The following is a 25,234-nucleotide window of genomic DNA, read 5'->3' on the forward strand; positions in this document are numbered from 1 at the left end:
AATTATATTAAAAATACCCCGCAAAGTGAAGTCAAGCATCAAGCTTGCTGCTTTCCGCTGTTCCCAAGCGGCATTCCGGCAGCGGAAAGCGATAGAGAAGCATGCGTGCGCCTCCTGCTCAGAGGACCGCGGCAGCATCACGGCGCTCTCTCCACGCGGGCTTTGAACAGCTAATTCATACATGCTTACACAATGGAAAAAGGATGTGAGTCCCATGGCACCAAAACAGCAGCCGCAAACGAACGCCCATCCGCCGCAGGCATACGTACAGCAACAGCAGCAGCCGTATTACGGCGGCGATAATCTGTTCGGCTACCCGCAGCCGCAGCAGTTTGACGTCCGTCCTCAAGGTAACGGAGGCTTCTTCGGCGGCAATACTAGCGGCGGCACGTTCGGCAACGGTTTTGCCGGAGGCTTCCAGGGCGGTCCGTCAGGCGGCGGCTTCCCTTCAAACTCGCCTGCGCTCTTCTCCCCGCATGCGATGGTACCCGGCAGTTCTTCAGCTCCCGGCGCTTTGGCGGACGTAGCGGAAGCCGCTTCCGGATCGGGCTTCAACATGAACCAGATCAAAGGGCTGCTCGACCGGGTCGGCGGCATCGACGGCATCGTCGGCACGATCGGCAAAGTGCAGAAGGTGTTTCAAGGCATTCAGCAGGTTTCGCCGATGCTGAAGCTGCTCGTAGGCGGCCTTGGCGGTCTCGGCGGCAAGGCCGCAACAGCCAAAGCCGACGACGAATCCGGACTGCCGAGACGTCGCAGACGGAAACGCAGACGGACGTCTTCAAGCGGCGGCAAGCGCAGAAAAGGTAGCGGGCGCTCCGGCAAATCCACCCCTTTAAGACGGTAACCCCGGCTGTTGGGGCGCCGTCTTATGCCATCCATGTACAACAGAAACCATTGGCTGCAGGAATGGCGGGCATCCTTGGCATCCTTCGAAGAAACGACAGAGGTACCGGAAGGAGCCCACCATTCCGCCAACCGCGGTATCCCCACTTTTCATTCATTCGGGAGCCGTTCGCCGCCTGTGGATGATCGAGCGGATTCGGCTATTTATACACAGGGTTGTCCACATGACAATCTGACTTATCCACAAATCAACAAAACTTATCCACGGATTGTTCACAACCCGCTACGTAATGCCTGCGAAAGCTGGGTGAACTGGATAAAAGCCGCCTTGCCAAGGTAAAAACACGCCGCGGACTTGATGCGATTTTTTTCCCCTGTGCATAAGACTCCAATGAATAACAGGTAGGCAATCGCTTCGCATCCCTATATAATGAGAAATACAAATCACAAAAACCGCCTGTTTTTCCCATAAATTATGGTTTTTTGCATTTGAAATCCCGTCATGGCGAAGGCTTTTGCACGGCCCATTCCCCTACTGTTGCAACCACTTGGACCGATAGCCCACCGTACAGCCTATCCTAGTACTTTGGCACATGCCATCTTGCGCTCCCTTCGGGGCGGAGGGCTGGACAGATGGGCTGGACAGATACCGGAATCGGAGCAGACTATTGAAGTGGTTTGATTCTAAAAGCAACCCTTTTATGTAATCGCATACATGTTATCGAACCGACTATAGAGGTGGCGGAGCCGAATGTACAAAATCATGGTCGTAGACGACGAAGCGATCGTCCGCGAGGGCATTAAAGAACGGATCTCCTGGGCCGAGCATGGCTTCAAGCTGACCGGGGATTACGCCAACGGACGCGAGGCGCTGGAGGCGATCGAGCGGGACAAGCCGGACATCGTCCTGTCCGACATCTGCATGCCCCAGATGGACGGGCTGGAGCTGACCCGCCATATCCAAGGCCGGTACCCGTTCATCAAGGTGATCATTTTGACCGGCCACGACGATTTCGACTATGCCCAGCAAGCGCTGCGGCTGAAGGCCTACGACTTCATCCTGAAGCCGATTACGGCAAACGAGCTGCGTACGCTGCTGGACAAGCTGAAGCTCGAGCTCGACGAAGAAACGCACAACCGCGAAGATTTAACCCGGCTGCAGCTTCAGTTGAACGAGAGCTTGCCGCTGCTGAAGGAACGCTTTCTCGAGCGGCTCGTCACGACGGCTCTGCCGGAGGAGGAAATTCGCGAGCGGCTTTCGTATTTCCGGCTGCCTGCGCTTGCGCCCGGCGGCTGTCTGGCGCTCGTCGTGGACATCGACGATTTCGGGATGCGGCAGCCCGCCTCGACGGATACGGATATCGAGATGCTGCGTTTTGCCGGCTTTAACATTTTGCAGGAGGTTCTGCGCGAAATGCTCGGCGAAGACGGCGGCATCGCCTTCCGCACGCGCGAGGAGCGGATGGTTATCGTGCTGGCCGGACGGACCGACGACGCGCTTTACGAAACCGCTTACGCGCTAGCTGAAGAGGTGCGCCACAGCATCGAGAAGTATCTCCGCTTCACGGTCACGGCCGGCGTCGGACGGGCTGCCGCCGGACCGGAGCAACTGCCTCAGTCGTACCGGAGCGCCGTCGCCGCGCTCGATTACCGGTTCCTGCTCGGCAAGAACCGCGTCATCAGCATCCTCGACATGGAGGGCAAGCATACCGCTCAGCCGGGCGCCGGCACCGAATGGAGCCGCAAGCTGTCCTCCGGCATCAAGACGGGTACGCTGCAGGACGTCCATGCGCTGATCGGGCAGCTGCTCGCCGAGCTGAAGACGTCGATGCTTCCGCTGGAGGCGTGCTATTTGCACATCCAGAAGGCAGTCGTCGCGCTCATGAATACGATTCAGGAGCTGGGCGGCAACGAGCTGGCTTTTTTCACGGAGCACGGGATTGCCCTGACGGATATTTACCGGTTCAAAACGCTGGACGAGCTCGAAGGCTGGCTGAAGGACGTATGCGGCAAGGCGGTGCGCTACATGTCCGAGCAGCGGAGCGACTACACGAAGCTGCAGCTGCTGCAGGCGACCGCCTACATCGGCGAGCATTACAAGGATGAGGAGCTGTCGCTTCAGCAGCTGTGCCGCCACGTCGGGATGAGCGCGAGCTATTTCTGCGCGGTGTTCAAGCAGCACACCGGCGAGACGTTCGTCGAGTACGTGACGCGCACCCGCATGCTCAAGGCCAAGGAGCTGCTCCAGCATACGCCCCTCAAGTCTTACGAAATCGCGGCGCAGGTCGGGTATGCGGATCCGAATTATTTTAGCGTGTTGTTCAAAAAGCACTGCGGCGCCTCGCCCACCGAATACCGCGACAAGCTGCTGCGGGAGAAGGCGTAAACCTGCGCAATCAGAAAGCCGGCTTATCGGGAGCGAGAAGATTGTTCGAAACGAGACAACATTCGATGTCGATACCGCATCTAGCAAGTACAGCGATCATCAGGTGACTTTTGGACATAACGGAGGAGGACGGCATGAGATACGGACGCGAGCTCGCGTTTCCCTTTTTCAAATTCAAAAGCATACAGTCCAGCATATTCGTGGCCTTCTCCGCCCTCATCCTCTGTTCGCTCGGGCTGACGAGCCTCATCTACTACTCCCTCACGACCGATGCGGTGAAACGCAATTCCGCGTCGTACATCGGCGAGCTGATCAAGCAGGTCAACGTCAACATTCAATCGTACATCACCAACATGGAAAATATTTCGCTATTGGCGTTAACCAATAAGGACGTGAAATATTACATTTCGGACTCCAGCTTCATTAGCGATGCCGACCGGCGGCCATACGAGAAGCGGATTTCGGACTTGTTCCAATCGATCCTGCTGACGCGCAAGGACATCGCCTCGATCATGGTGTTCGGTTACAACGGCCGTTTCGTTTCGGACCGCCGCATTACGAGCCTGAACCCGAATACGAAGCTGGAGGAGCAGGCTTGGTACAGGAACGCCAAGCAGGAAGGCGGCAAGTCGGTCATCAGCTCCGCCCACGTGCAGAATATTATCCAAAACGAATACCGCTGGGTCGTCTCGCTGAGCCGGGAGCTGAAGAGCGCGGACGGACTGAACGGGGAAGGCATTTTTCTCGTCGACCTGAACCTGAGCGTCATCGACGAAATTTGCAAACAGATCCAGCCCGGCAAGCGGGGCTACGTGTTCATCGTGGACAAGGACGGCAACATCGTCTACCACCCGCAGCAGCAGCTCATTTACAGCAACCTCAAGAGCGAGCAGATCGAGCAGGTCAAAAAGACGAGCAACAGCAGCTTCACCGCCAGCGACGGGGACGGCGAACGGATGTACTCGGTGCTCGATACCGACTTTGGCTGGAAAATCGTCGGCGTCGCCTACACGAACGAGCTGCTCGACAACAAGGACACCCTTCAGCTGTCCTACCTGCTGCTTGGCGTGTTCGGACTCGCGATCACGCTGCTGCTGTCGATCGCAATCTCGCTTCGCCTGACGCGGCCGATCCGGAAGCTGCAGGAAAATATGAAGCAGGTGGAACGCGGCAACTTCAACATTCGCGCCGACATCGAGCACGAGAACGAGATCGGCCAGCTCAGCCGCGCCTTCAACATCATGGTGAGCCAGACGAAGGAGCTGATGGAGCGCATCATTTCGACGGAGGAGAGCAAGCGGAAGAACGAGCTGAAGGTGCTGCAGGCGCAGATCAATCCGCATTTTCTGTACAATACGCTCGATTCGATCATCTGGATGGCCGAGGGCAAGAAGCATGAGGAGGTCGTGCTCATGACGTCTGCGCTCGCGAAGCTGTTCCGCTCCAGCATCAACAAGGACGACGAGCTGGTGCCGATCCGCGTCGAAATCGACCACATCACGAACTATCTGCTCATCCAGAAAATGCGCTACAAGGACCGGCTCGACTACCAGATCTATATCGCGCCGGACATTATGCCCTGCAAGACGATCAAAATCATCCTCCAGCCGTTCGTCGAGAATGCGATCTATCACGGCATCAAAAACATGGAGGACGCCGGCCTCCTTACGATTACGGGGCGGCGCGAGGGCGACCGCATCGTCTTCACGGTGACCGACAACGGCATGGGCATGATGCCGGACAAGGTCGCGCAGCTGCTGCGGCCGGTGATCGCCGCCAGTGCGAACGCTGAGGGAGCGGAGGCGAAAAACTGGCCGCTGAGCGGCTCCCCCGGCGCCAAAGGCCTCGGCATCGCCAACGTCAACGAGCGGATCAAGCTGTACTTCGGCCACGATTACGGCATCGCTTTCGAGAGCGAGCCCGGCGTCGGCACGACGGTTACGATCGTTATCCCGGTAAACGAGTAGCCACTATTTTGCGGCAAGCTATGAAGATATGCCGCTCACGGAAAGGAGCCTGAAACGGATGCGTATCGGCAAAAAAAAGCTGCTGCTGCCCGTCCTGCTGGCAGCCGCCGGCGCGCTCGCCTGGTATGCGCTGCAGCCGGCGGGAACGGCGGCTCCCCCGGACTCCAAGCGGGACACGATCATCGTCGTCCTCAAAACGAACGACATTCTAACGGAGTTTTGGAAGACCGTCGGCGCAGGCGTTAAAGCCGCAGCGCTGGAATTCGACGTCAAGACGGACATCCGCGGCCCCGTCTCCGAGGCGGCAGCCGACGAGCAGATCCGCATTCTGGAGAAGGCGATCGAGGAAAGACCGCGGGCCATCGTTCTTGCCGCAGCGGACGACGAGAAGCTCGCCCCGGTTACGGCGCGCATTCGCAAGGCGGGCATCCCGCTCGTCGCGATCGACTCGGGCATGGGGAGCGCGCAAAGCCTGATCGCCCACGACAACGTCGAAGCCGGCAGGAAGGCCGGGGACGCGATTGGCGCTGCGATCGGAGGACGCGGCAAGGTAGCGGTCATCGGCTCCGCCCGCGGCTCGGCCGATGCGGACGATCGCGAGCAAGGCGTGCTGAAGGCGCTTGCCGCCTATCCGCAGCTCGCACACGCCGGCACCTTCTCCAGCGAGGGCAGCGAGGAACGGGCGTACGAGGCTACGCGGCAGCTGCTAGAGACAATGCCGGACTTGAACGGCATCGTCGCGCTGAACGAAGCGGCAACGCTTGGCGCCGCCAAGTGGCTCAAGGAGCGAAACATGACGGACACGGTGAAGCTGGTCGGCTTCGACAGCTCCATCTACGAAATCATGCTGCTCGAGGAGAACGCGATTCGCGCGACAATCGTGCAGAAGCCTTTTAACCTCGGCTATTTAGGCGTCAAAACCGCGGTGCAGCTCATCAACGGCGACAGAACGCCCGCCAAAGTCAGCATCGACTCCATCGTCATCACGAAAGCGAACATGTACGCGCCGGAAAACCAGAAGCTGCTGTTCCCGTTCGTGGAGTAGCCTGCCGATTGTATATTGATTAGAAGTCTCCAGCGTCTTCTATTTGTTCGCTTTTTTGTAAATCCGGCTATTTAGAAGCCTTTACCGTCTCTTATATCCATCCTCCCCTACCCTACAAAAGAAAGGAGACATGCCGCTTGAATCGCCATCGACCTTCAACGCGCCGAGCCGCTGCCCGCTTCGCGCCTGTGCTGACGCTGACGCTGACCTTGCCGCTGTCTCTGCTGACGACGGCTTGCTTCGGCGGCGCGGCCCCCGCGCCTAGTCCGAGCGGCACCGGCAACAAAGCGCTGATCAAATTCGTCGCAGCCGAATACAGCACGGCGACGAAGCCTTATATGGAGAAGCTGGTGCGGGAATTCGAAAGCCAGTATCCGGACATCCGCGTCGAGCTTCAGGTAATCAACTGGGACATTCTCGAAATGATGTACAACTCGATGATCAGCAAAAACCAGCCGCCCGATCTGCTCACGGTGAACACGTACATTCAATATACGAAGGATGGCATGCTGAACGATATGAACGGCATGCTATCGCCGCAGCTGAAAGCGAAGCTGTACCCGTTCTTCATGGAAACGGACAATCTGAACGGGGTGCAGTATGCGATACCGTACGTCGCTTCCGTACGCAATTTGTACTACAACAAAGATATTTTCGACGAAGCCGGGCTGACCGAGCCGCCGGCAACGTGGCTGGAGCTGGAAACCGCCGCGCAGCGGATCAAATACACGAAGAAAGCGGACGGCTTCGGCGTCGACTTGACGGACAACGAGAGCCAGGCGTATTTATCGTATTTTTTCTTCGGGGCGGGCGGCGGTTGGATGAAGGACGGCAAATGGGCGATCAACTCGCCGGAAAACATCGAAGGACTCACCTTTCTCAAAAAGCTGTACGACAACTGGCTGACCGATCCGGAGCCGACGGTGACGACGCGCGACGAAAAGCATCGTATCCTCGGCAACGGCAAGCTCGGGATGATGATATCCGGTAACTATTTCACGTCCGTCGTGCCGCGGGAGTTTCCCGGGCTGAAATACGGCGTCGGGCCGCTCCCGGTCAAGGACGGGCAAAAGCCGATTTCGTTCGGCGTACACGATATGCTCCTGTCGTTCAAGACCGACCATACGAACAAGGAAGCGATCTCGAAGTTTCTCGATTTCTTCTATGACGATGCGCGCTACGAGGAGTTTACAACCCGGGAGGGTTTTGTCCCTGCGACGAAAACGGTTGGCGATAAAGCATCTTCGCGGAGCAAGCAAATGAAGGCGTTTATGGACGAGCTCCAGGTCGCCAAGTTTTATCCGCTGCGCGAGGAAGCGTGGCCTGCCGTCATGGACGCGACTCGCAAGCTCGGCGAAGCGGTACTGCTCGGTCAAATGTCGCCGACGGAAGCGCTCAACCAGCTGCAGCAGGTGGCGGTCAGCAAGAGCGGCAAGTAGGGCCGCCTTGCGGCTGCCTTACTGACGGGTCCATCAGTCATGTTAGCGGATTTACGAGGCGTTATATTCGGCCAAGCGGACAAAACGGACGGGATAGCGGACTTTCGCGGTCTTATTCGACCGTTTTGGAACAGCCCTCTAAGGGAAATGGCGAAATAACACCCCCAAAATCCGCTATTGCTCGAACGTGACAAACTACCGTAATATAAGCACTCGAAAATCCGCTATTGCTCGAACAAAACATATGCACTCGAAAGTCCGCTATCCCCGACCACATCGCTCAAACAGCAGCCGCCCCCCTGAAAATTACCGATGGAGAAGCTGCCTCATGCCCCAAAAAAAGAACGACCCGGCTGCAAAGCGCAGCCGAATCGTCCTTCCGGTAATGTTATATGCGGGAACGGCGGATCTCAGAGATGTGCCTGACGGAGCCGAAGCAGCTCGGTCAATCGCTCGGTGTCAAGCGGATAGCTGATATAGAAGCCCTGCACGTAGTCGCAGCCGATCTGCTTCAACAAGCTTAGCTGCTCCGCCGTTTCTACGCCTTCGGCGACAGCCGTTAGACCAAGGTTATGGGTAAGCGCGATAATGGATTGCAAGAGTGCCTGATCTTTATCATTTTTATGAACGTCTTTGAGAAACACGCGGTCGATCTTAAGCTTATCGATCGGCAGCGTCTTCAGTTGATGCAGCGAAGAGAACCCGGTCCCGAAATCGTCGATCGAGATCGACACCCCTGCCTGCTTCAATACGTTGAGACGGTTGACGTTCTCGTCCGGATTTTCGAGGAGCCCATCCTCCGTAATTTCCAGATTGACGCACTGCGGACGGATGCGCGTTTCCTCAATAATGCGAAGCACGCTCTCGGCAAAGCCGACCTTCTTGAACTGCCGCGGAGATACGTTCACATTGACGATAAACGAATACCCGCATTCGCGCTCCCACGACATATACTGGTGGCAAGCCGTCCGTAGCACCCACTCGAAAATTTCGCCCGAAAGCCCCGCGTCCTCGGCCAGGGAAATAAATTTAACGGGCGGAACGATACCCAGCTCGGGCGAATTCCACCTGATTAATGATTCAACTCCGTAAAAACCCCCCGTTTCCAGTTCGATAATCGGCTGATACTGCAGAAAAAATTCATTGTTTTGAAGCGCCTTTCTTAAATTCCGCTCGATGCTGACCATCTCGGTCACCCTGCTGTTCATCTCCGGCTGGAAAAAGTAAAAGGCGTCCTTCCCTTCCCCTTTGGCATGGTACATGGCAAGATCGGCCGCTTTGACCAGCTCCTCCACCGTGCTTCCGTGATTCGGGAATAAGCTGATTCCGATACTCGCCGTAACGAAAAATAGATGCTCGCCAAGCTGAAACGGTTCTTTGATCGATTCGCTCATCTCCTTGCACCGGGCGTACAGCTTTTCGAAGGAAGCGAAGTGCGGGATCAATACGACAAATTCGTCCCCGCCGATCCTTGAAATAACCTCGTCCTCCCGGGTAAAGCGGCTTAGTCTCTCGGTAAAGCTTTTGAGAAGCTCATCTCCCATGTAGTGCCCCAAACTATCGTTAATCATTTTGAAATTGTCCAGATCTAGGAGAACGAGCGCAGCTTGCTTTCCCGATTGCGGCGAAGCGACAACCTCTCCCAGCCTTTCGTACAGCAGCAGCCGGTTTGGCAGCCCGGTTAACGAATCGTGATAAGCCAGATGAACGATTTGCTCCTCGGCCGTTTTGCGGGCTGTGATGTCCTTTCGGATTGCCACGTATTGCTGCTGATTCCCGCTTTCGTCCTTCAACGGAACGATCGTCGTATCCAGCCAATGCAGCGAACCGTCCTTCGTCCGGTTGAGAATTTCGTCGCGCCACATGTTCCCTTCCTCGATCGTCCTCCACATATTCGCGAAAAAGTCCGACGGGTGATGGCCCGAATTCAGGATCCGGTGATCCTTCCCCAGCAGCTGCTCTCTCGAGTAGCCCGAGGCTTCGCAAAAACGGTCGTTGACATGAAGGATGGCTCCGTTCGTGTCGGTAATGGTAACGAGGAACGACTCGTCCAGCGCGTTTTTCAGCACCTGCAGCTGTTGGAAGGCTCCGACCAGGTCCTTCTCCGTCTTGCGCATAGCCGTAACGTCCTGCGTCGTGCCGTACACCTTCGAGCGATCCTCGCGGTCTCCGTGATACATGATGTACACCTCGAGGACGGAGCCGTCCTTCTTCAGCATTCGGTAGCCGAGTTCCTCCGTATAGTCCGGTCCGTTATTCCGCAGCACATGCCGGTATTTATTCGTGACCAGATGAACGTCATCGGGATGCACATGCCGCTGAATGTAATGCTCGGGAGACATGCGCTGATCGATCTCCCCTTTGCGGTAGCCCATCATCTCCATATGCTCGTCGCTTAGCGACAATGTATTCGCTTCCAAATCGATCGTCCAAGGGCCCAGCCGCGCAAGCCGCATAGCGTTGGACAGGAACATTTCGTTGGCTGCAAGCTTCTCTTTGATTGCGGCGCTTGATCGGATCTCGCTAGCTAGCGCTCGGTTCTTCATCCGGACCGTCTGCGTGAACCAGCCCCCCGCAATACCGAGCAGGAAGTAGATAACCAATCCCGTGAAAACAGCAGAGAACGAGCCTCCTGTGATCATATAATGCAAAACGATTACGGCCGACGCGTAAACCGCCGATACGATTCCTCCGTTCCGGTTCCATAAATAAATGCTCATCGTAATGAACATGTAGCCGAATAAGCCGATCGTGCCTTTAGGGATTTCTTGAAGCATTATTACGGGGTATACCATCGCATAAATAATCGTGACCGTCTTGATGACTGCTCTCATGAGTGCTGCTTCCGTCCTTTCATCAAAAGTGGCTGTCACCTGAGTGGTGGAACATGCAAGTAACCGGAATATTCTCCCAACTGATTTTAACATAGTTCGACATAATGGGTCTACGGAAATAGGAAAATAGAACCAATTCCAACCTACTTCGACAAGTCTCTTCGCGCGTCTTTCATGCGTCCGAAATGAAATACATTATTCAAGATTTCATGGAGATTATTCCATGTAAGCGCTTCGATAAACGAATTATGATGAGGGGGAAGTGAGAGAAACCAATTTGGGAAGGGTGGTTCTACGATGAGTAGAAGAACGAAACAATGGATGACCGCCGGAGTCGCTTCGGCCATTGCCCTGATGTCGCTGGCAGGCTGCGGAGGCGGAGATCCGAAACCGGCTGCGACGAGCGCGAAGCCGAGCGACAGCCCGAAGCCGAGCGAGAGCGCCAAACCGGCGGAAAGCGTGAAGCCGGCCGATACCGGCAAGAAGCTGACGGGCGAGTTCGAGATCCAATATTTCGTCGGCGGCTACGGCGACAAGTGGTGGAAGCAGATCATCGGCGAATTCCAGAAAAAATACCCCGACCTCAAAATCAAAGAAACGGCCGGCCCGCAAATTAACGAGCAAACGAAGCCTCGCTGGATTCAAGGCAATCCGCCTGACTTCGTCTACATCGACGGCGCTGGCGCCAACCCGCGCACGATGTATCTCGACGGCCAGCTGATGGACCTCACCGACTACCTGAAGGATGCCAAGAACGTCGAGGGCAAAAAAATTCTCGATCTGCTGATCGCCAAGCCTGAAGAATATACGAAAGGCAAATATTTTACCCTCCCGCTCGTTTTCGGCTCGTGGGGCACGTTCTACGACAAGGCGCTGTTCAAGAAGAACGGCTGGGAAACGCCGACCGACTGGCAGAGCTTTCTCGCCGTAGGCGACAAAATAAAAGCGGCCGGCGGCATGGACGTCTACATGCATACCGGCGTATATCCGTACTACATTAACGGCGGGATGCTCGACGCGACGACCGTTGCGATGAACAACTACGACGGCTCGATCATTACGCGGATCAACGACCTGGAGAAAGGCATTTTCAAATCCGAGCCGGTCGTCAAAGCGCTCAACCGCATCGTGGAGATGCGCGACAAGGGCTTTATCGCCAAATCGTCGGTCGCGCTCAACCATACGGACTCGCAAGCCCAGTGGCTGCAGCATAAAGCGGCGTTCATCCCGAACGGCCTGTGGGTCGAGAACGAGATGGCGAAGGACATTCCGGCCGGCTTCGAATTCGGCTTCATCCCGTCGATCGGTCAAGACAAAGGCGGCAAATACGTCGCCATCCCGACAACCGCAACGGTAGGCATCGCGAAGAAAGCGAAAAACCCGGAAGCCGCCAAAGCATTCATCGAATACATCTTTACGGAAGACGCCTCCAAGAAATGGGCGGAGCTGTCCAAAGCCGTCATGAACGTGAAAACGAACCTCGACAACACGAACGCCAACGCGCTTTCGAAGGAAGCCAACAAGTACTACAGCAATCCGAACACGATCGTCGCGCCGGAAACCGTCATTCCGGAGGACCTCGTAAAAGTGCGGAACGACGCGACCGTCGCGCTGACCGAAGGCAAAATCACGCCTGCCGAATGGGGCGACCGGCTGGAAGCCGCCGCCGATAAAATCCGTGCCAAAGCAACCAAGTAAACCGCTTTGCCCGAAAGATAATAAGGGAACGCCGTTTCCCTTGTTATCTTTCCTACTTTTTATCTACGTCGGCCCTCCTTACGGCCAGCCTTCATCGGCTCGAGCGCGGGAGACCAGCCGGACGGACCGGAGGTTCGTATGAAAGCTAACGCAAGAACGGGAGTCGCCCGGACCAAACGCAGCTTGTTTATCGCATCGTTTATTTTGCCGACGCTCGCCTTATATGCCCTCTTTTTGCTGTATCCGATGTTCAAGGGCATCTACTTAAGCTTCTTCGACTGGTCGGGCGGCTCGGAAACTTACAATTACATCGGCTTGGACAACTTCAAGGAAATGTGGAACGACGCCATCATTCCGAAGTCGATTCGCAACGACTATATTTTGCTGATCGGCAAAATCATCGGCTTCATGATCATGTCGCTCTTCTTCGCGGTCGTGCTGACCCGCTTCCGGGTAAAAGGCGCGAACTTTTACAGAAGCGTTTTCTTTATTCCGAACGTGCTGTCCGTGGTCGTCGTCGGGGTGCTCTGGCGCTACATTTACAACCCGAACCTCGGCTTTCTGAACTCGTTCATCTCGCTCTTTACCGACAAACCGTACGACTACGCCTGGCTCGGCGGCAAATGGGCGATCTTCACCTTAATTCCGCCGTCGATTTGGGCCGGGACGGGGTTTTCGATCATTTTGCTCATTGCCGGCATTCTGGCGATTCCTTCCACGCTCTACGAGGCCGCGGACATCGACGGCGCTTCGCAGTGGCAGCAGTTCCGGCACATTTCGCTGCCGCTCATGTGGGAGCAGGTGCAGACATCCGTGCTCTGGATCACGATGACGACGCTCAGCGGGTCGTTCGTCATCGTGAAAATCATGACCTTCGAAGGCGGAACCGACAACGCCACTCAGGTGCTCGGCTCTTACTTGTATTACAACGCCTTCAAGTACGGCAAGTTCAGCTATGGCGCAGCAATCGGCGTGCTTATCCTCGTGCTGGCGCTCATCACGACGGCGGCGCTGCAGCGGCTGATGAAGAGAGAAACAATCGAGCTGTCCTAGCGGTGGAGGCCGGAGAGAGGCTGCTCGCAATTACAGGTTTGGAGGGCGGTCAACATGGAACAACAAGTAGCGAGTCCGAACGCGAGACCTCGGATGAACAGGCAGAAACGCAGCGCAACGAATCCGTTCGGACGGTTCTTTCTTTATTTCACTCTTGTCTTCTGGACGGTCTGCGTCATCTATCCGCTCGTTTGGACGGTATTCGGCGCACTCAAGGACAATCAGCAGTTTTTTCTCGGCAAGCCGTGGGATTTGCCGAAGCTGCCGCTGCTCTGGGACAACTTCACGTACGTGTTCGAGAAATACCATTTCGGCAGCTATTTCGTCAATTCGATCGTCGTTACGATCGGGAGTACCGCGCTCGGCGTGCTGCTATCGGCGACGACCGCCTATGTGCTCGCCCGCTACGCCTTTCGGGGAAGCGGCGTTCTGTATTACACGTTTCTGGCTTATATGATGATTCCGCCGTTTCTCGGCATTATCCCCCTGTTCTTCTTGATGGACGATCTGCACATGACCAATTCGCTGATCGGCTTGACGCTCGTTTACGCGATCACGGCCGTGCCGTTCGGGGTGTTCGTGCTCGTCGGCTTTTTCCGGACGCTACCGAACGAGCTGGAGGAAGCCGCCGCGATGGACGGCGCTTCGCATTACGGCATTTTCTTCCGCATCATGCTGCCTTTGGCCACGCCCGGACTTTACTCCGTCGCGATCATTACGGTGCTGAACATTTGGAACGAGTACATCTATGCGCTGATCATCAACAGCGACCCGGAGAAATATACGATTCCGGTCGCCATCGCCGTCATGCAGGCCGAAATGCAGTACCGGACCGAATGGGGGCCGCTGTTCGCCTCCCTGCTCACCTCGATGGTACCGGTGCTCATCGTGTACATGATCTTCCAAAAGAAAATTACCGGGGGCATCACCGCCGGTTCCCTGAAAGGATAAAAATCCCGCTGCAAACAAAAGACTCCTTATGCGCATTTGGCATAGGAGTCTTGAAAGAAAGCCGTTTTGTTCGGAAGGACAGCGAATACATTTGGTTGAATGCCCTACTCCTTCAACGTCCAGATCTCGGTTTGCGGCTTCGGTAAATGCAAGGCTGCAATTCTTGCTTTTCCGCTATCCGTTACCCCAATGGCCCATTTGCCGAAAAATTCGGCAAGATCTTCACCGGCCGTCCGGGAAGCGACTACCGCGAACGTATCGACGGTGCCTTGAATTTGATTCTGAGGCATCTCGCGGTAAGCCTCGAAAATCCGGGTAAAGAAATCCCAGCCGTACGCCAGCTGAAGCTGCTTGAACATGACTAGCCTGTCGTAGTTGTCGATTTTCCCGTATTTTTTTGCCGGGTCGTCGCTCGTTGCGAATTCAATCCCGCGGTCGTAGTAGCTTTTGCCGTCCTTCCCGACTTTAAGCAATTCGGAAGCATTCCCGAACTTCTCCTGAATATAGAGGGAAAATATATTGACGGTTACTTCGCCGACATCGCCCCACGTCCATGTTCTTTGTTGATATTCGTGTCCCAGCTCGTGCCAGAATCCCCAGGCGCCAGTACGGAGATAATCCACGTCCAGCAATTTGGCCGCATAGCTGAACGGCATCATAATCGGATAACCTGCGTGTAAGGCCCCTGCGGATATTTGTCCGTCCGCCACATAACGCCGATTCAGCTTATGGGCGGTATGCGGCATTGCCCGCTCCGGATCCAGACCGGCCAGCTCGTCATAGCTGTCATAGATTCCGTCCCAAGTCCGCATCAGTTCCTCCGGATCCGTGACATTGCGGATCACATCCGAAGGAACAGTAAGCACGATTCGCTCACCCTGCAGCTCGGCAAACGGAACGGAATACGGGGCATTGCGGATGCTTTCCCATTGCTCCGGGGTCGTTTTGCCCAGGACGTAATAAGGCGCTTCTATCGCCCCGCTGATCTTGACGGTTGCACGGAATTCCTTTTGAGCCTTCAGAGGAATAAGGTAAATCAACCCGCCGTACGGACTATTCACTTGATGAATGCCTGGAGTCAACTTTTGGTGATTGACGACAAGCGGTACGCGCCCCCACTTGCTGGAGCTTCTAAGATCATCGTCGTGCGAGCCGATTTGCACCGTGAGATGCTCGACCCCCTCCGGCACCTCGATCGTCACGACTTTGCCGGGAGGCGCATACAGGCCGGTACTCATCCAGTTTTTGGACGGCAGTGCATGCGTATACATCGTATTGGGGAAATCAAAATCGACTTCCACTTCCCGGTTCGTTACCGTTTGCGCATCGTCGGCCACTCTCCCCGGAAACGAATCCGCATAGGGCGATTTCTCGTTGGACGCGTCTAGGGTGAAGTGACTGAACTGGAAGTTAAGCAAAGCGTTCGTGTAAGGAAGCTGCAGTTTCGTCACCGGGAATACGGCTTGCGGCAGGTTGCGCGCCTCTCTGTCCGCCCAGTCGTATAGCGGCGATTCGGCCGATATCGTTTCGAGCGTCTCGCTTAACAGCGTGTAAAGCAGCTCCTGCTTCTTGCTCGCCGTCCCGTCTGCAGGACCGATGTCGACTTGATCGAGGGATAGCGTCCCTTCTTCAACTGCTTTTCCCTGCTGGAGGCGTGTCATGATGTGGTGACTGTTCGCCCGGTCGTACGGCAGAGCCGATTCGCCTACACTCGAAACGGAGCTTCGGTTCATTAGCGACAGGCCTGCCCGGTTCAGCAGCTTCTGAACAGCCCAGTCGCGGCTAAGTCTGGCTCCTCGCAGGTTGCCGACTTGCAGAACGATTTCCTCGGGCGTGTCCCGCGTGATCCCCTCGATTCCGCTGCTATTTTCTGCAACCACAATGCCGCCGCCATGTCGTATAAACGCATCCAGCGCCTCCAGATCCGAATCCTTCATCGAATTGTCCACGTAAGCAACCGCATATTTCTGCGGATTCAGATTTTCCGAAGTCCAGCTGTCCAATTTCACCACTTCGATAGGTAAAGAGGGATCCGCCGTAAAGGTGCTCGACGTTGTGACGATTCTTATCTTTTTCCCCGTTCCCTTCAGTGCGTCCTCGTAGCGATTCGTTTTATCGTTGCCTTTGCCTTGATTCGTGTGCGAGTCATCCGTCAGCCATAACAAAATATTTCGGGCAATCATGCTTTTGGCATCGCCGGAAGCTTGAGCCAGGCTGAAATATTCCTTACTCCCCGCAGCTACGATCCGCCCTTTTCCGTAGCGGGATGCCGCGACCGTCGGGATATAATCGGGAACGTTAACGTTAAATGCCGCATTCCCGATGGCCGCTACCCCCCCGCCCGAATAATAAGGCATCCCTTGCAGGTCCCGATATAAAATGCTGAAATCGTTCTGCAGCAGCTCCGGCGAAGGCAGCCCGGCAGCAGCCGGTACCGGATTGCCCGGCGTAAGGGAACGCGCTTCCGGCAAGGCCGTTTCGTAAGTTGACGCCGTAACCGTCGATGCCGTTTCATTGTCTTGAGCGGCGGTCACGGACGGTAATGCCGCGGCGAGTAAGGAGATCGTACATACAAGGGCCGCATACGTTTTTTTCCTATTGTTCATTCTTGACTTGCCTCCTCTATGAACGCTTTTAACTTACTCTATGGCTGCTCGGAAGGAACAACCTGGACCTCGGCAAGGCTGAGCGCGTTCGTGCCTCGAAGCTGGATCCTGACGTAACGGCCTGACTGGCCGACCGGTACAATCGTCGTTCTTCCTGCCGTTTCCGTCCGATGCGCCGCCCAAACGCCGGGTTGCTCGAGCGTCTCGGCTAGTGAAGCGCCTGCGAACGGCTCATTGGAAACGAAGACATAGTAGTCGCTAAGCCGGTTAGAGCAGCAGTCGGTCCGGTTCCATATACCGATCTCATCGATAGGCTGACTGCTCCCCAAGTCAACCTGCCACCACGGCTGAACCGCATTCTCCGTCGTATGGGTAACCGATCCCCCGCTATAGGAACCGTTCGTATTGCCGTCAACGGCTCGCTCCGGGACGCCCCCGTAAGCGATGCTTGATTGAGACGCCGGTTTGCCTAACGCCGCGTTCCGCCGCGAGATTTCGATGTTTTTAGCGGCGCTTTGCGTTACGGTTGCGGTCTTCAATGCGGCCGTCACCATGTGGCTTGCATATTCCGCGTCCTTGGGAACGTCCAGCTGCGCGGTATAGAGTCGGTACTCGCCCGGTTCAAGCGACGGGACGTTAAAGCTCGCAGGCTGAACCGTCCATCCTTCAGGAGCGTCAAGCGTAAGCTTGCCGCCAGGGGTGCGCTCCCCGAGGTTATAAACCGCCATCGTTACGGTCGTCTGATCGCCGCGGTACAAGACGCTCGCCGCGTTCACCTCAAGCTTATTGATGGCGGGCAGATGCTCCGGCGCATTCGGATTGATTTTCAGTTTGATGGTGTGGGTTTTCCCGATCGAGCCTGCCGTATCGATTTCCACCCGGATATAAGGCGCTTTGCGGGTCAGCGTAACGGTATCGTCTTGGCTGATGACGGATACGCCGGTTTTGCCCAGTTCCACCGTAATCTTGCTCTGTAGGTGCGTCGGATCGGACACGGAGAGCGTCAATTCCTTCCCTTCTTCCTTCACCATGACGGATGCAGGCTGATAGGTTCGGATGAAGTCCATTGTCCCCGCGTTCCAGAAGTTTGCCGCCGTAACGCCCAGTTTGTTTTCCCGGACCGCATGAACATCCGGCGTGTTGCTGAGAATGTCCACGTCCGGCTGGCGGCTGTAGCTTGCCGTCGCGTCCGCATCTTTATTGGGAAGCAGGACGTATGCATACTCGCCGTTCGTCGGATTGGCTCCGTGATCGAACGCCAGGCTCATGTAATTTCGGGTAATCGGATTCGTGCTCCCGTTGACATTGATATCCTTCCATGTGCCGGATCTCGATTCGCGCAAACCGGATAGAGAAGCTGGCTCGGGAAAATAGTACCCGATATCGGCATTCGCAGCCTCTCCGGCGAGATGCGCCCACTTCACATCCGTCATCGATTCGGACCAGCCGGCGCCGTACGGTTTGATTTCCCCGTTTACCGTCAACCGATTATCGCCGCTGTCGTTCAACATGCGGTTTTCTACGATCGTTTCCGTCTTTCGGCCGTCGCTTCCCGTTATGCCCGACCCCAAAGCAACGATTTCATCGTCAAAGGAGAACCATGACTTTTTGCCCGTAAGCGTGCTGTTCTCCAGATCAAACTCCATGCCTGCCGCCCCGTATAGCCCATCGACGGACGATCCGCCCACCCAAGTTTTCGGACTCAAATACGCGCGCCACGACGATAAAGGACTGCCTTGGGAGCCATCCGTGGTCGTACCGGGCAGACGGAGCATATTGACTGTCGGCCAGAAATCTTTGCTGAACTGCGTCAGATCGCCGTTGTATAAATAGGTCATGCCGTACCCCGTATGCCAGCCCTTCGTATTCTCGGCTCCGCTGCCCGTTCCCATCTCAAAGCTCGAAATTCGCTTGGAGGACATGCTGATCCCGAATCCGAAGTCCGGCCGCAGATGCACGACCCGATCCATCGCTGCGAACACCTGATGCTTGATCAGCTCGGTCTCAGGCGGGATCGTATCGTCCTGCAACAATTTTTTTACGAGGATCATATCAAAAATATTCAAATTTCCGGCGTAGTTAGCATACGTCGTGTCGGACAAGATCCATCCTTTGGCCATGCGCTTGATGGCAAGCGCCTGATCCGCCGGAGCCCCTTCCGCCAGACGGAGCAAGCTCAGAATAATGTCCCGGCCGGCGCCGTGGTCGCCGGACCCTTGCCGCGAAATCGCCCTTCCCCTCACCATGTCCATCATCGCGCCTTTATAGAGAAGCGGCTGGAACGAATCTTTCACCCATTTGTACACATTGCCTACATTCGGATCCGATATCGTCCATGGAGAGCCGCTCAATAAATAGAACATATCCGGAATGCGGCTGATCAGCACCGCACCGTAGCTTCCGTTATACGGCACGTAATCGTGCTGGATAAACGATCCGTCCTCGTAAAAACCGTCTCCGTCGTTCACATACAGGAACACCGGGCTGAGCGATTCTTTCGCCTGAACGATCTTCTCCCCGGACTTGGCGACGATGCCGCGAATGGCGACTACCAGCGCTTTATCCAGCAGGTTCGCTCCCGTTTCTCTCAGCGAAGGAAGATTCGTTCTCCTTGACGGATCGGGCACGAACCGGTCGATCCCGCGAAAGTAAGCGCCGATTTGCTCTTGCGTCAACTCCTCGTACATCAGGACGATCGTATCGTTTAAATTTTGCGGCGACCCGATTTCCCAGTCCCACCAGTTTTTGTACTCCTTCTGGTTCTCGTGGTAACGGTTTGCGTACATCCAATCCAAGCCGCCGATAATATCGGCCCGCAAAGCTTCGTTACGGTGCAGCCTCGAGCCCTTCATCGCATAGGCCAGCGCCATCGCTTTCAAACGAACGTACGATGCGGAAACATGCGCCGACTCCGTCGTGCTGGCCGAATCGCTCCATAAGGAAGTACGGCCTGCGGTTTTGTTCATGGAATCCCAATACCCGGTTCCCCCGGCGTTGCTGACTCTGTCCGCCGCAGAGGCTGCCGTCGCAGCCATATCGGAATCGTTCGGATCGTATTGATCGTTCCCCGTTAATTTGTTGAACCATTTCAAGCGAAGGGCATCATAGGTGTCCATAGCAAAATTACCTTCCCCGCCGGCTTCCGAACCTGCTTCCGTGTTCGCGTATGCCGGATTTGGTATGATAGTGGCAGTCGATAGCAGCAGCATGGAAACGGCTAAAAGCATCGCAAACAATTTATTCAGCGATTTGAACATGTCAGTCCCCTCCTGGACGGAGTAGTAGATGCTAATCATGCAGGAAGCATTGCCTCATTAACACTTCCGTTAAAGCGCTTTCAAATAATCCGAGATACTTGCCCGAATAGATCTGCTTGTCCTTCTGGGCCGTTCGTCCGCCTATCACTCAGCCAAGCAATTCGTAACGCTGCTCCCCCTTTCACCGGTTTCGGCAACTTCTCCGCGGCGCCCTCCGGAATGTTCGTCTTGCCGCCGGATCATTGAAGCCGTTCGCCTGCTGCAACAACCCATTCTGCAAATCTCTGTATCCATCATAGGGGATGAAACCCTGCTTAAAAAATGCACAGAACGCACAAAAGGGTATCCAAAATTGACTAAAAAACCGCTCCCCGCATTTTGAAATGCGAGTAGGACGTTCTAGCCGCGAGCTCATTCAGGATTTAAACCAAGCGATTAAACCAACCGATTAAACCAATCGATCAAACCAACCGCCTAATCCAAACGACTAATCCAACCGAACTAATCCAACCGACTAATCAACCACCTAATCCAAACGACTAATCCAAGCGACTAATCCAAGCGACTAATCCAAACGCCTAATCCAAACGCCTAATCCAAACGCCTAATCCTACCGCCTAATCCAACCGACTAATCCAACCGACTAATCCAACCGACTAATAATCCAACCGCCTAATCCAACCGCCTACTCCAACCGCCTAATCCAACAGACTACTCCAACCGACTAATCCAACCGAACTAATCCAACCGACTAATCCAACCGCCTACTCCAACCACCTACTCCAACCGACTAATCCAACCGACTAATCCAACCGCCTACTCCAACCGCCTACTCCAACCGACTAATCCAACCGACTAATTCAACCGCCTACTCCAACCGACTAATCCAACCGACTAATCCAACCGACTAATCCAACCGACTACTCCAACCGACTAATCCAACCGACTAATCCAACCGACTAATGCAACCGCCTACTCCAAACGCCTAATCCAAACCGCCTACTCCAAACGCCTAATCCAAACGACTAATCCAACCGACTAATCCAACCGACTAACTGTATAACCTGCAGCTAAATTACACACAAACGACGGATTGAGGCAAACGAACTGGAAATCCTACAGTTATTTCATAAAGCGGATCGATTTTAACCCTGAAGCGGTTGATTGTAATGGAGGTTTTACAGTTACATATTGCCAAGCACGCATATAGAAACTAATAACAGCAGGTTTTACAGTTCGTTTTTCGCAGTATCCGCAGTGTGTTCCATGTGCTCCATGTGCTCCATGTTCTCCCCATCCAGTTATTAAGGGGTTGAAGCGTCTCTTTATACCTGACCTTCTTCGTAATTGAGGGTTTGTGGGGCTATCAGAACGAACAAAAAACCGCTGAATCGAGCATCGCTCCAGCGGTTTTGCTTAGTATTAAGAAAAACGGTTTGCGGACAATCTAGGGCAGGTTTCCAAGTGTTCATCCGGAGCGACTGGTTAGAAATACACCTGCAGCATACGCTTGCCTGCCACATGCCGGTCTGCCGTGCTTATAGCTCTAACGGCGCGACTCTGCAGCGTCTTAACCGCCTACCGCCCGTACACGCTGCCGCCGACCGACGGCTTCTTCGTCGGCGTCGGGGTCGGCTTCGGCGTAGCGGTCCCGCCGCCTGTACCGCCCGTTCCGTTCGAACCCGTCCCCGCGCTGCCGCTCGGAGTCGGTGTCGCGGTCGGCAGATCGAGCTGCTGCTTGAGCGCGTCGCGGGCGTTATCCAGATCCTCGTCCGTCACTTCGATGTACGGACTGATCCAATCACCTTCCAGATGGATAAACTGGATGTTTTCGCGGTTGATGTTGAAATACGTTTGCAGAAGACTGCGGATTTGCGCGGACGGGATGTCGGTTTGGATGCCGTCGCCGACTTTCTGCATGATTTCCCCGATTTTCAGCACGCCGCCGAACGATTTCAGCTTTTCCATCGTTTTGTCGATGACCTGCTGCTGGCGCATATTGCGCTCCATATCGCTCGACTCTTCCGTATTCCGGTTCGACTTGCGGTAGCGGACGAAATCAAGCGCCTGCTTGCCGTTCAACAGCTGCGTGCCCTTTTTCAAGTTAATATCGGTGCCGTCTTCCGTGTCGACATACCTCATATCCATATCGACGTCGAGCGTCAGCCCGCCCAGGGCGTCGACCGTCTGCTCGAAGGCGTGGAAATCGATGGTCGCCATATAATCGAACGAGAAGCCGAAGAACGTGCTGAACGTCTTCTTCGTTTCGCTGAAGGCCGTCTTTTTATCCTGATTGTAGAAATAAGGAAAATAATAATTCGCTTTCCGCTCGGGAAGCCCCTTCGGGTTCATGTGCAGATCGCGGGGCAGCGAGACGACCGTGGCCGATTTGCGGTCCGGGTTGACCGTTACCGCCATGATGACGTCGGAATTCATACTGGCCGTTTCCTTCCGGTAATCGACCCCGAGCAGCAGGAAGGAGAGCGGTTTCGTATGGGCCAAAGCATCATCGGGCACACTCTCCGGGGTTCCGATCTGCTTGATGACATCGTTCGCTTTATCGTACAAATAGTATGTGTAGCCGCCGGCTGCGGCGAGAATGACGAATAGGACGGCTGCCGCGATCAGCCACCATTTCCGGCGCTTTGACTTATCGCGGGGCGGAAGCGGCGAGATGGGCAGGGTAGCTTGCGACATGGTAACCCTCTTTTCTATGCGACTTCAGGAATAGATTCCTCCATCATACAAGCTAAACCTTAAAAATAAATTACAAAAAGGTTAAAATCCGATGACGCCGCTCGCCAATTTCATCCAATTCCGGTCATGCTTCTCCAAAAGCCGCGGCAGCCCGCCGGTATTTTACTGTCGATTTTTGTCCTTCTGGATGTATTACCTTCACTTCGCGCCGCTATGTCTCCTTCAGGACTGTACCGTCATTTCACGTCGAGTTTCGTCCCCTCGGGGACGATTTGCACCCACGTCCGTCCCGGCACGAGCGGCTGTTCCTCGCCATCCGCGTAAGCGCGAATGAGCCCGCCTTTACGCTCCCATACGATATCCTGGCGCTTCCCCTTCTGCAGCAAAACCCCATGGCCCGGACCGAACACGTCGACGTCCCGGCGTCCCTCGTTGTCCAGCACCTGATGCTTCGCTTCCACAATCAGCACGTTGTCGGCCGTAAGCTGCTTCTGCGTCGCTGCGTCCAGATGGGGCTTTCCTTCCATCGAGCGTTTGTAGATGCCGGCTCCGGCGTCATAATCGTAGGAAACGTTATAGCCGCGCAAATAGGGAATCGTGACATGCGAAGCAGGCGTCCCTGCAGCAGATTTGCCGGGAGCCAGAAACGCCAATATCGGCCCGTTCCAGTCGTTCCGCAGCTTCTTGTTCGCGATGCCGCGCCGTATTTTATCGATGCCGGTGTACAGATTATGCGGCATTTTACGCTCGTCGGAGCGCCAATAGTAGGTCCCGTCGCCATACACCTCGTCAAAATGGGCGAGATTGCGCTTCGCGATCATATTGATCGCATCCTGGCTCCAGCCGGCGTGCACAAGTACCGCGTCAAGACCGTCCCCGATCTCCACGAAATAGGGGCGTATGCTCCGCACCGGTCCGATCTCCGAGGGAGACTGGCTCTGATAAACGGCCAAAAACCGCGTAATCTCGCCCTCCGCGAGCACCTCGTAGACGATATCGGCTTGGTCCAGCCCGGATTGCGGCCGCGCCTGCGGCGAATTTTCGACCATGACCATCACAGGACGGTCTTTCCGCTCGCCTTCGGCAGGCAGCCCGGTAAGCGGCTCGGCGAAAGGCTGCTTGGCTTGGACCGCCGGAGCCGTCCCTTTCACTCCCGCTTCGGACGTCCCTTGCGGCGATGCGCCGGCCGGAATCCGCTCGCTTGCGCCCGGCTTGCTGACGGCGGCGGCGTCTCCTCCGCCTCCTGTGCACCCGCTCAAGGAAGCGGCTCCGCAGAGCATGAAGACGGCGGCAAGCGCCAGTCCGTATCTGCGTTTTATTTTGCTGCGGCGGGAAAATGCCCGGCTATCGCTATATTGGCTTGATTGGATCGGCATAACGCCTACTCTCCCCTTCCCTGTTGTCAGCCCGCAAGCAGGCAGTCGCTTCTCTATGAACCTATCGTATGTGAATATGCGTTCACATATACGTCATTTGTCGGGACAACCTCGTTTTGCTACAATAAATCGGGAGGGAGGCCGCATAAATGAAATGGAAAGCCCTACTTATTCTGATTGCCATCGTCGCCTTGTCCGTAGGCGCCGTTTTTGTACTGTTATATGGCTTCGGCCGGGACGATCAAGCGGTGAAAGCCGCCCTGCTGCCTTCCGATGAAGAAGCGAAACAATATGTGCTCGACAACAAGCTCCTGAGCGAAATCCGCGAGCAGCAAAAAATCCGCGTAGGCGGCCCTACCTTCAAGATGGTAACCGGCTTCGATGCGCAGGGACAAGAAAAGATCGTCTGGCTGACGCTCGAGAAGAAACAAATCAAATCGTACGGCTCCGCCTTTACGAAGGACGGCGTAACGAAAGACCTGATTCTCGCCAAAGCCAAAGAGAAAAACGTTCAACCCGAGAACATCAAAGAGATGTACATCGCCCCCTACGACTACGTTTCGGACAAAATTGTCTGGTTCATATTAGAGAAGGGCGAACGGGGACACATGCTTTGGTACGATTTCAAAACCGGGGATCCCGTCTGGGAAGCCTATCAGGAGCCAACCTCCTGGAGCTTGAAAAACCACGAACCATAAGCTTACGACCGTCCGGCCTCCGCGCCGGGCGATTTTTTTTCTCCAACTACGTAATCCCTCGCTGTTCTCGGATCATGCGACAGCCTGCATCGGATTTACATAAGCGCCGCCGCTTGCGGGAATCCTTTTCCTATATAGGTTTCGTTTGCCATAACGGGAAAGAGGTGAACCTCTTGAAGGAAGTGCTTGATTACGTACGCACCCACTGGCTGTCGCTAACGCTGCTCGTCGTGGCTGCCGTCGCCGTCGTCTACGTATACCGGCATAGGGACAAGCTGCAGATGATCAAAAAAAATAACGATTGATTCCTGCCCCCAACTTTTTTTACAATGGGCTTGAAGATACGGCTTGGAAGTCTCGTGGGAGAGGCGGACGCCGACA

The 25,234-nt window shown here is 55.3% G+C and carries 15 protein-coding genes; 10 read left to right on the forward strand and 5 right to left on the reverse strand.

The features are described from left to right. Positions 1-214: 214 nt before the first annotated feature. The 5 genes from ACKGJP_RS32560 to ACKGJP_RS32580 all read left to right on the forward strand — a co-directional run bounded on the left by ACKGJP_RS32560 (position 215) and on the right by ACKGJP_RS32580 (position 7,683). On the forward strand, positions 215-847 hold the full coding sequence (locus tag ACKGJP_RS32560; protein WP_409342887.1) for an aminotransferase: 633 nt from the start codon (positions 215-217) through the stop codon (positions 845-847). A gap of 750 nt (positions 848-1,597) precedes the next feature. Next, positions 1,598-3,232 carry a response regulator gene (locus ACKGJP_RS32565; RefSeq protein ID WP_409342888.1) on the forward strand — a complete coding sequence of 545 codons (1,635 nt, stop codon included), beginning with the start codon at positions 1,598-1,600 and terminating at the stop codon, positions 3,230-3,232. Between the two features lie 134 nt (positions 3,233-3,366). Beyond that, positions 3,367-5,199 (forward strand): sensor histidine kinase, encoded by a 1,833-nt coding sequence (locus ACKGJP_RS32570; protein ID WP_409342889.1) that lies wholly within the window; start codon positions 3,367-3,369, stop codon positions 5,197-5,199. A 58-nt stretch (positions 5,200-5,257) separates the two neighbouring features. After that, positions 5,258-6,244, forward strand: coding sequence for a substrate-binding domain-containing protein (locus ACKGJP_RS32575; RefSeq protein ID WP_409342890.1), 987 nt, complete (start codon positions 5,258-5,260; stop codon positions 6,242-6,244). 137 nt (positions 6,245-6,381) lie between these two features. Further along, positions 6,382-7,683: an extracellular solute-binding protein gene (locus ACKGJP_RS32580; protein WP_409342891.1), complete on the forward strand. Its 1,302-nt coding sequence runs from the start codon at positions 6,382-6,384 to the stop codon at positions 7,681-7,683. A gap of 410 nt (positions 7,684-8,093) precedes the next feature. Here the strand turns inward: ACKGJP_RS32580 and ACKGJP_RS32585 are convergent, their stop codons facing one another. Continuing rightward, entirely contained in the window at positions 8,094-10,517 is a 2,424-nt protein-coding gene (locus ACKGJP_RS32585; RefSeq protein ID WP_409342892.1) for an EAL domain-containing protein, read from the reverse strand. Between the two features lie 297 nt (positions 10,518-10,814). Here ACKGJP_RS32585 and ACKGJP_RS32590 point away from each other — a divergent pair, with 297 nt between their 5' ends. The 3 genes from ACKGJP_RS32590 to ACKGJP_RS32600 all read left to right on the forward strand — a co-directional run bounded on the left by ACKGJP_RS32590 (position 10,815) and on the right by ACKGJP_RS32600 (position 14,219). Next, positions 10,815-12,215: an ABC transporter substrate-binding protein gene (locus tag ACKGJP_RS32590; RefSeq protein ID WP_409342893.1), complete on the forward strand. Its 1,401-nt coding sequence runs from the start codon at positions 10,815-10,817 to the stop codon at positions 12,213-12,215. Positions 12,216-12,353: 138 nt separating this feature from the next. Continuing rightward, complete coding sequence (locus ACKGJP_RS32595) at positions 12,354-13,268, forward strand: carbohydrate ABC transporter permease (protein ID WP_409342894.1); 915 nt, start codon at positions 12,354-12,356, stop codon at positions 13,266-13,268. Positions 13,269-13,322: 54 nt separating this feature from the next. Next, a complete protein-coding gene (locus ACKGJP_RS32600; protein WP_409342895.1) occupies positions 13,323-14,219 on the forward strand; it encodes a carbohydrate ABC transporter permease in 897 nt (298 codons plus the stop codon). Positions 14,220-14,323: 104 nt separating this feature from the next. Here the strand turns inward: ACKGJP_RS32600 and ACKGJP_RS32605 are convergent, their stop codons facing one another. The 4 genes from ACKGJP_RS32605 to ACKGJP_RS32620 form a co-directional block, all read right to left on the reverse strand. Continuing rightward, positions 14,324-16,825, reverse strand: coding sequence for a M60 family metallopeptidase (locus tag ACKGJP_RS32605; RefSeq protein ID WP_409342896.1), 2,502 nt, complete (start codon positions 16,823-16,825; stop codon positions 14,324-14,326). A 38-nt stretch (positions 16,826-16,863) separates the two neighbouring features. Next, complete coding sequence (locus tag ACKGJP_RS32610) at positions 16,864-20,082, reverse strand: polysaccharide lyase family 8 super-sandwich domain-containing protein (protein ID WP_409342897.1); 3,219 nt, start codon at positions 20,080-20,082, stop codon at positions 16,864-16,866. A 1,578-nt stretch (positions 20,083-21,660) separates the two neighbouring features. Next, entirely contained in the window at positions 21,661-22,779 is a 1,119-nt protein-coding gene (locus ACKGJP_RS32615) for an LCP family protein (protein ID WP_409342898.1), read from the reverse strand. Between the two features lie 236 nt (positions 22,780-23,015). Next, on the reverse strand, positions 23,016-24,155 hold the full coding sequence (locus tag ACKGJP_RS32620; RefSeq protein WP_409342899.1) for a DUF3048 domain-containing protein: 1,140 nt from the start codon (positions 24,153-24,155) through the stop codon (positions 23,016-23,018). A gap of 149 nt (positions 24,156-24,304) precedes the next feature. On the opposite strand from ACKGJP_RS32620, the gene ACKGJP_RS32625 reads away from it, so the two are divergent. Further along, positions 24,305-24,853, forward strand: a complete 549-nt coding sequence (locus ACKGJP_RS32625; RefSeq protein ID WP_409342900.1) for a hypothetical protein — start codon at positions 24,305-24,307, stop codon at positions 24,851-24,853. 173 nt (positions 24,854-25,026) lie between these two features. After that, on the forward strand, positions 25,027-25,158 hold the full coding sequence (locus ACKGJP_RS32630; RefSeq protein ID WP_409342901.1) for a hypothetical protein: 132 nt from the start codon (positions 25,027-25,029) through the stop codon (positions 25,156-25,158). The last annotated feature ends 76 nt before the right edge of the window (positions 25,159-25,234 follow it).

Origin of the sequence: Paenibacillus litoralis, assembly GCF_046244365.1 — a bacterium.
Lineage (GTDB): Bacteria > Bacillota > Bacilli > Paenibacillales > NBRC-103111 > Paenibacillus_V.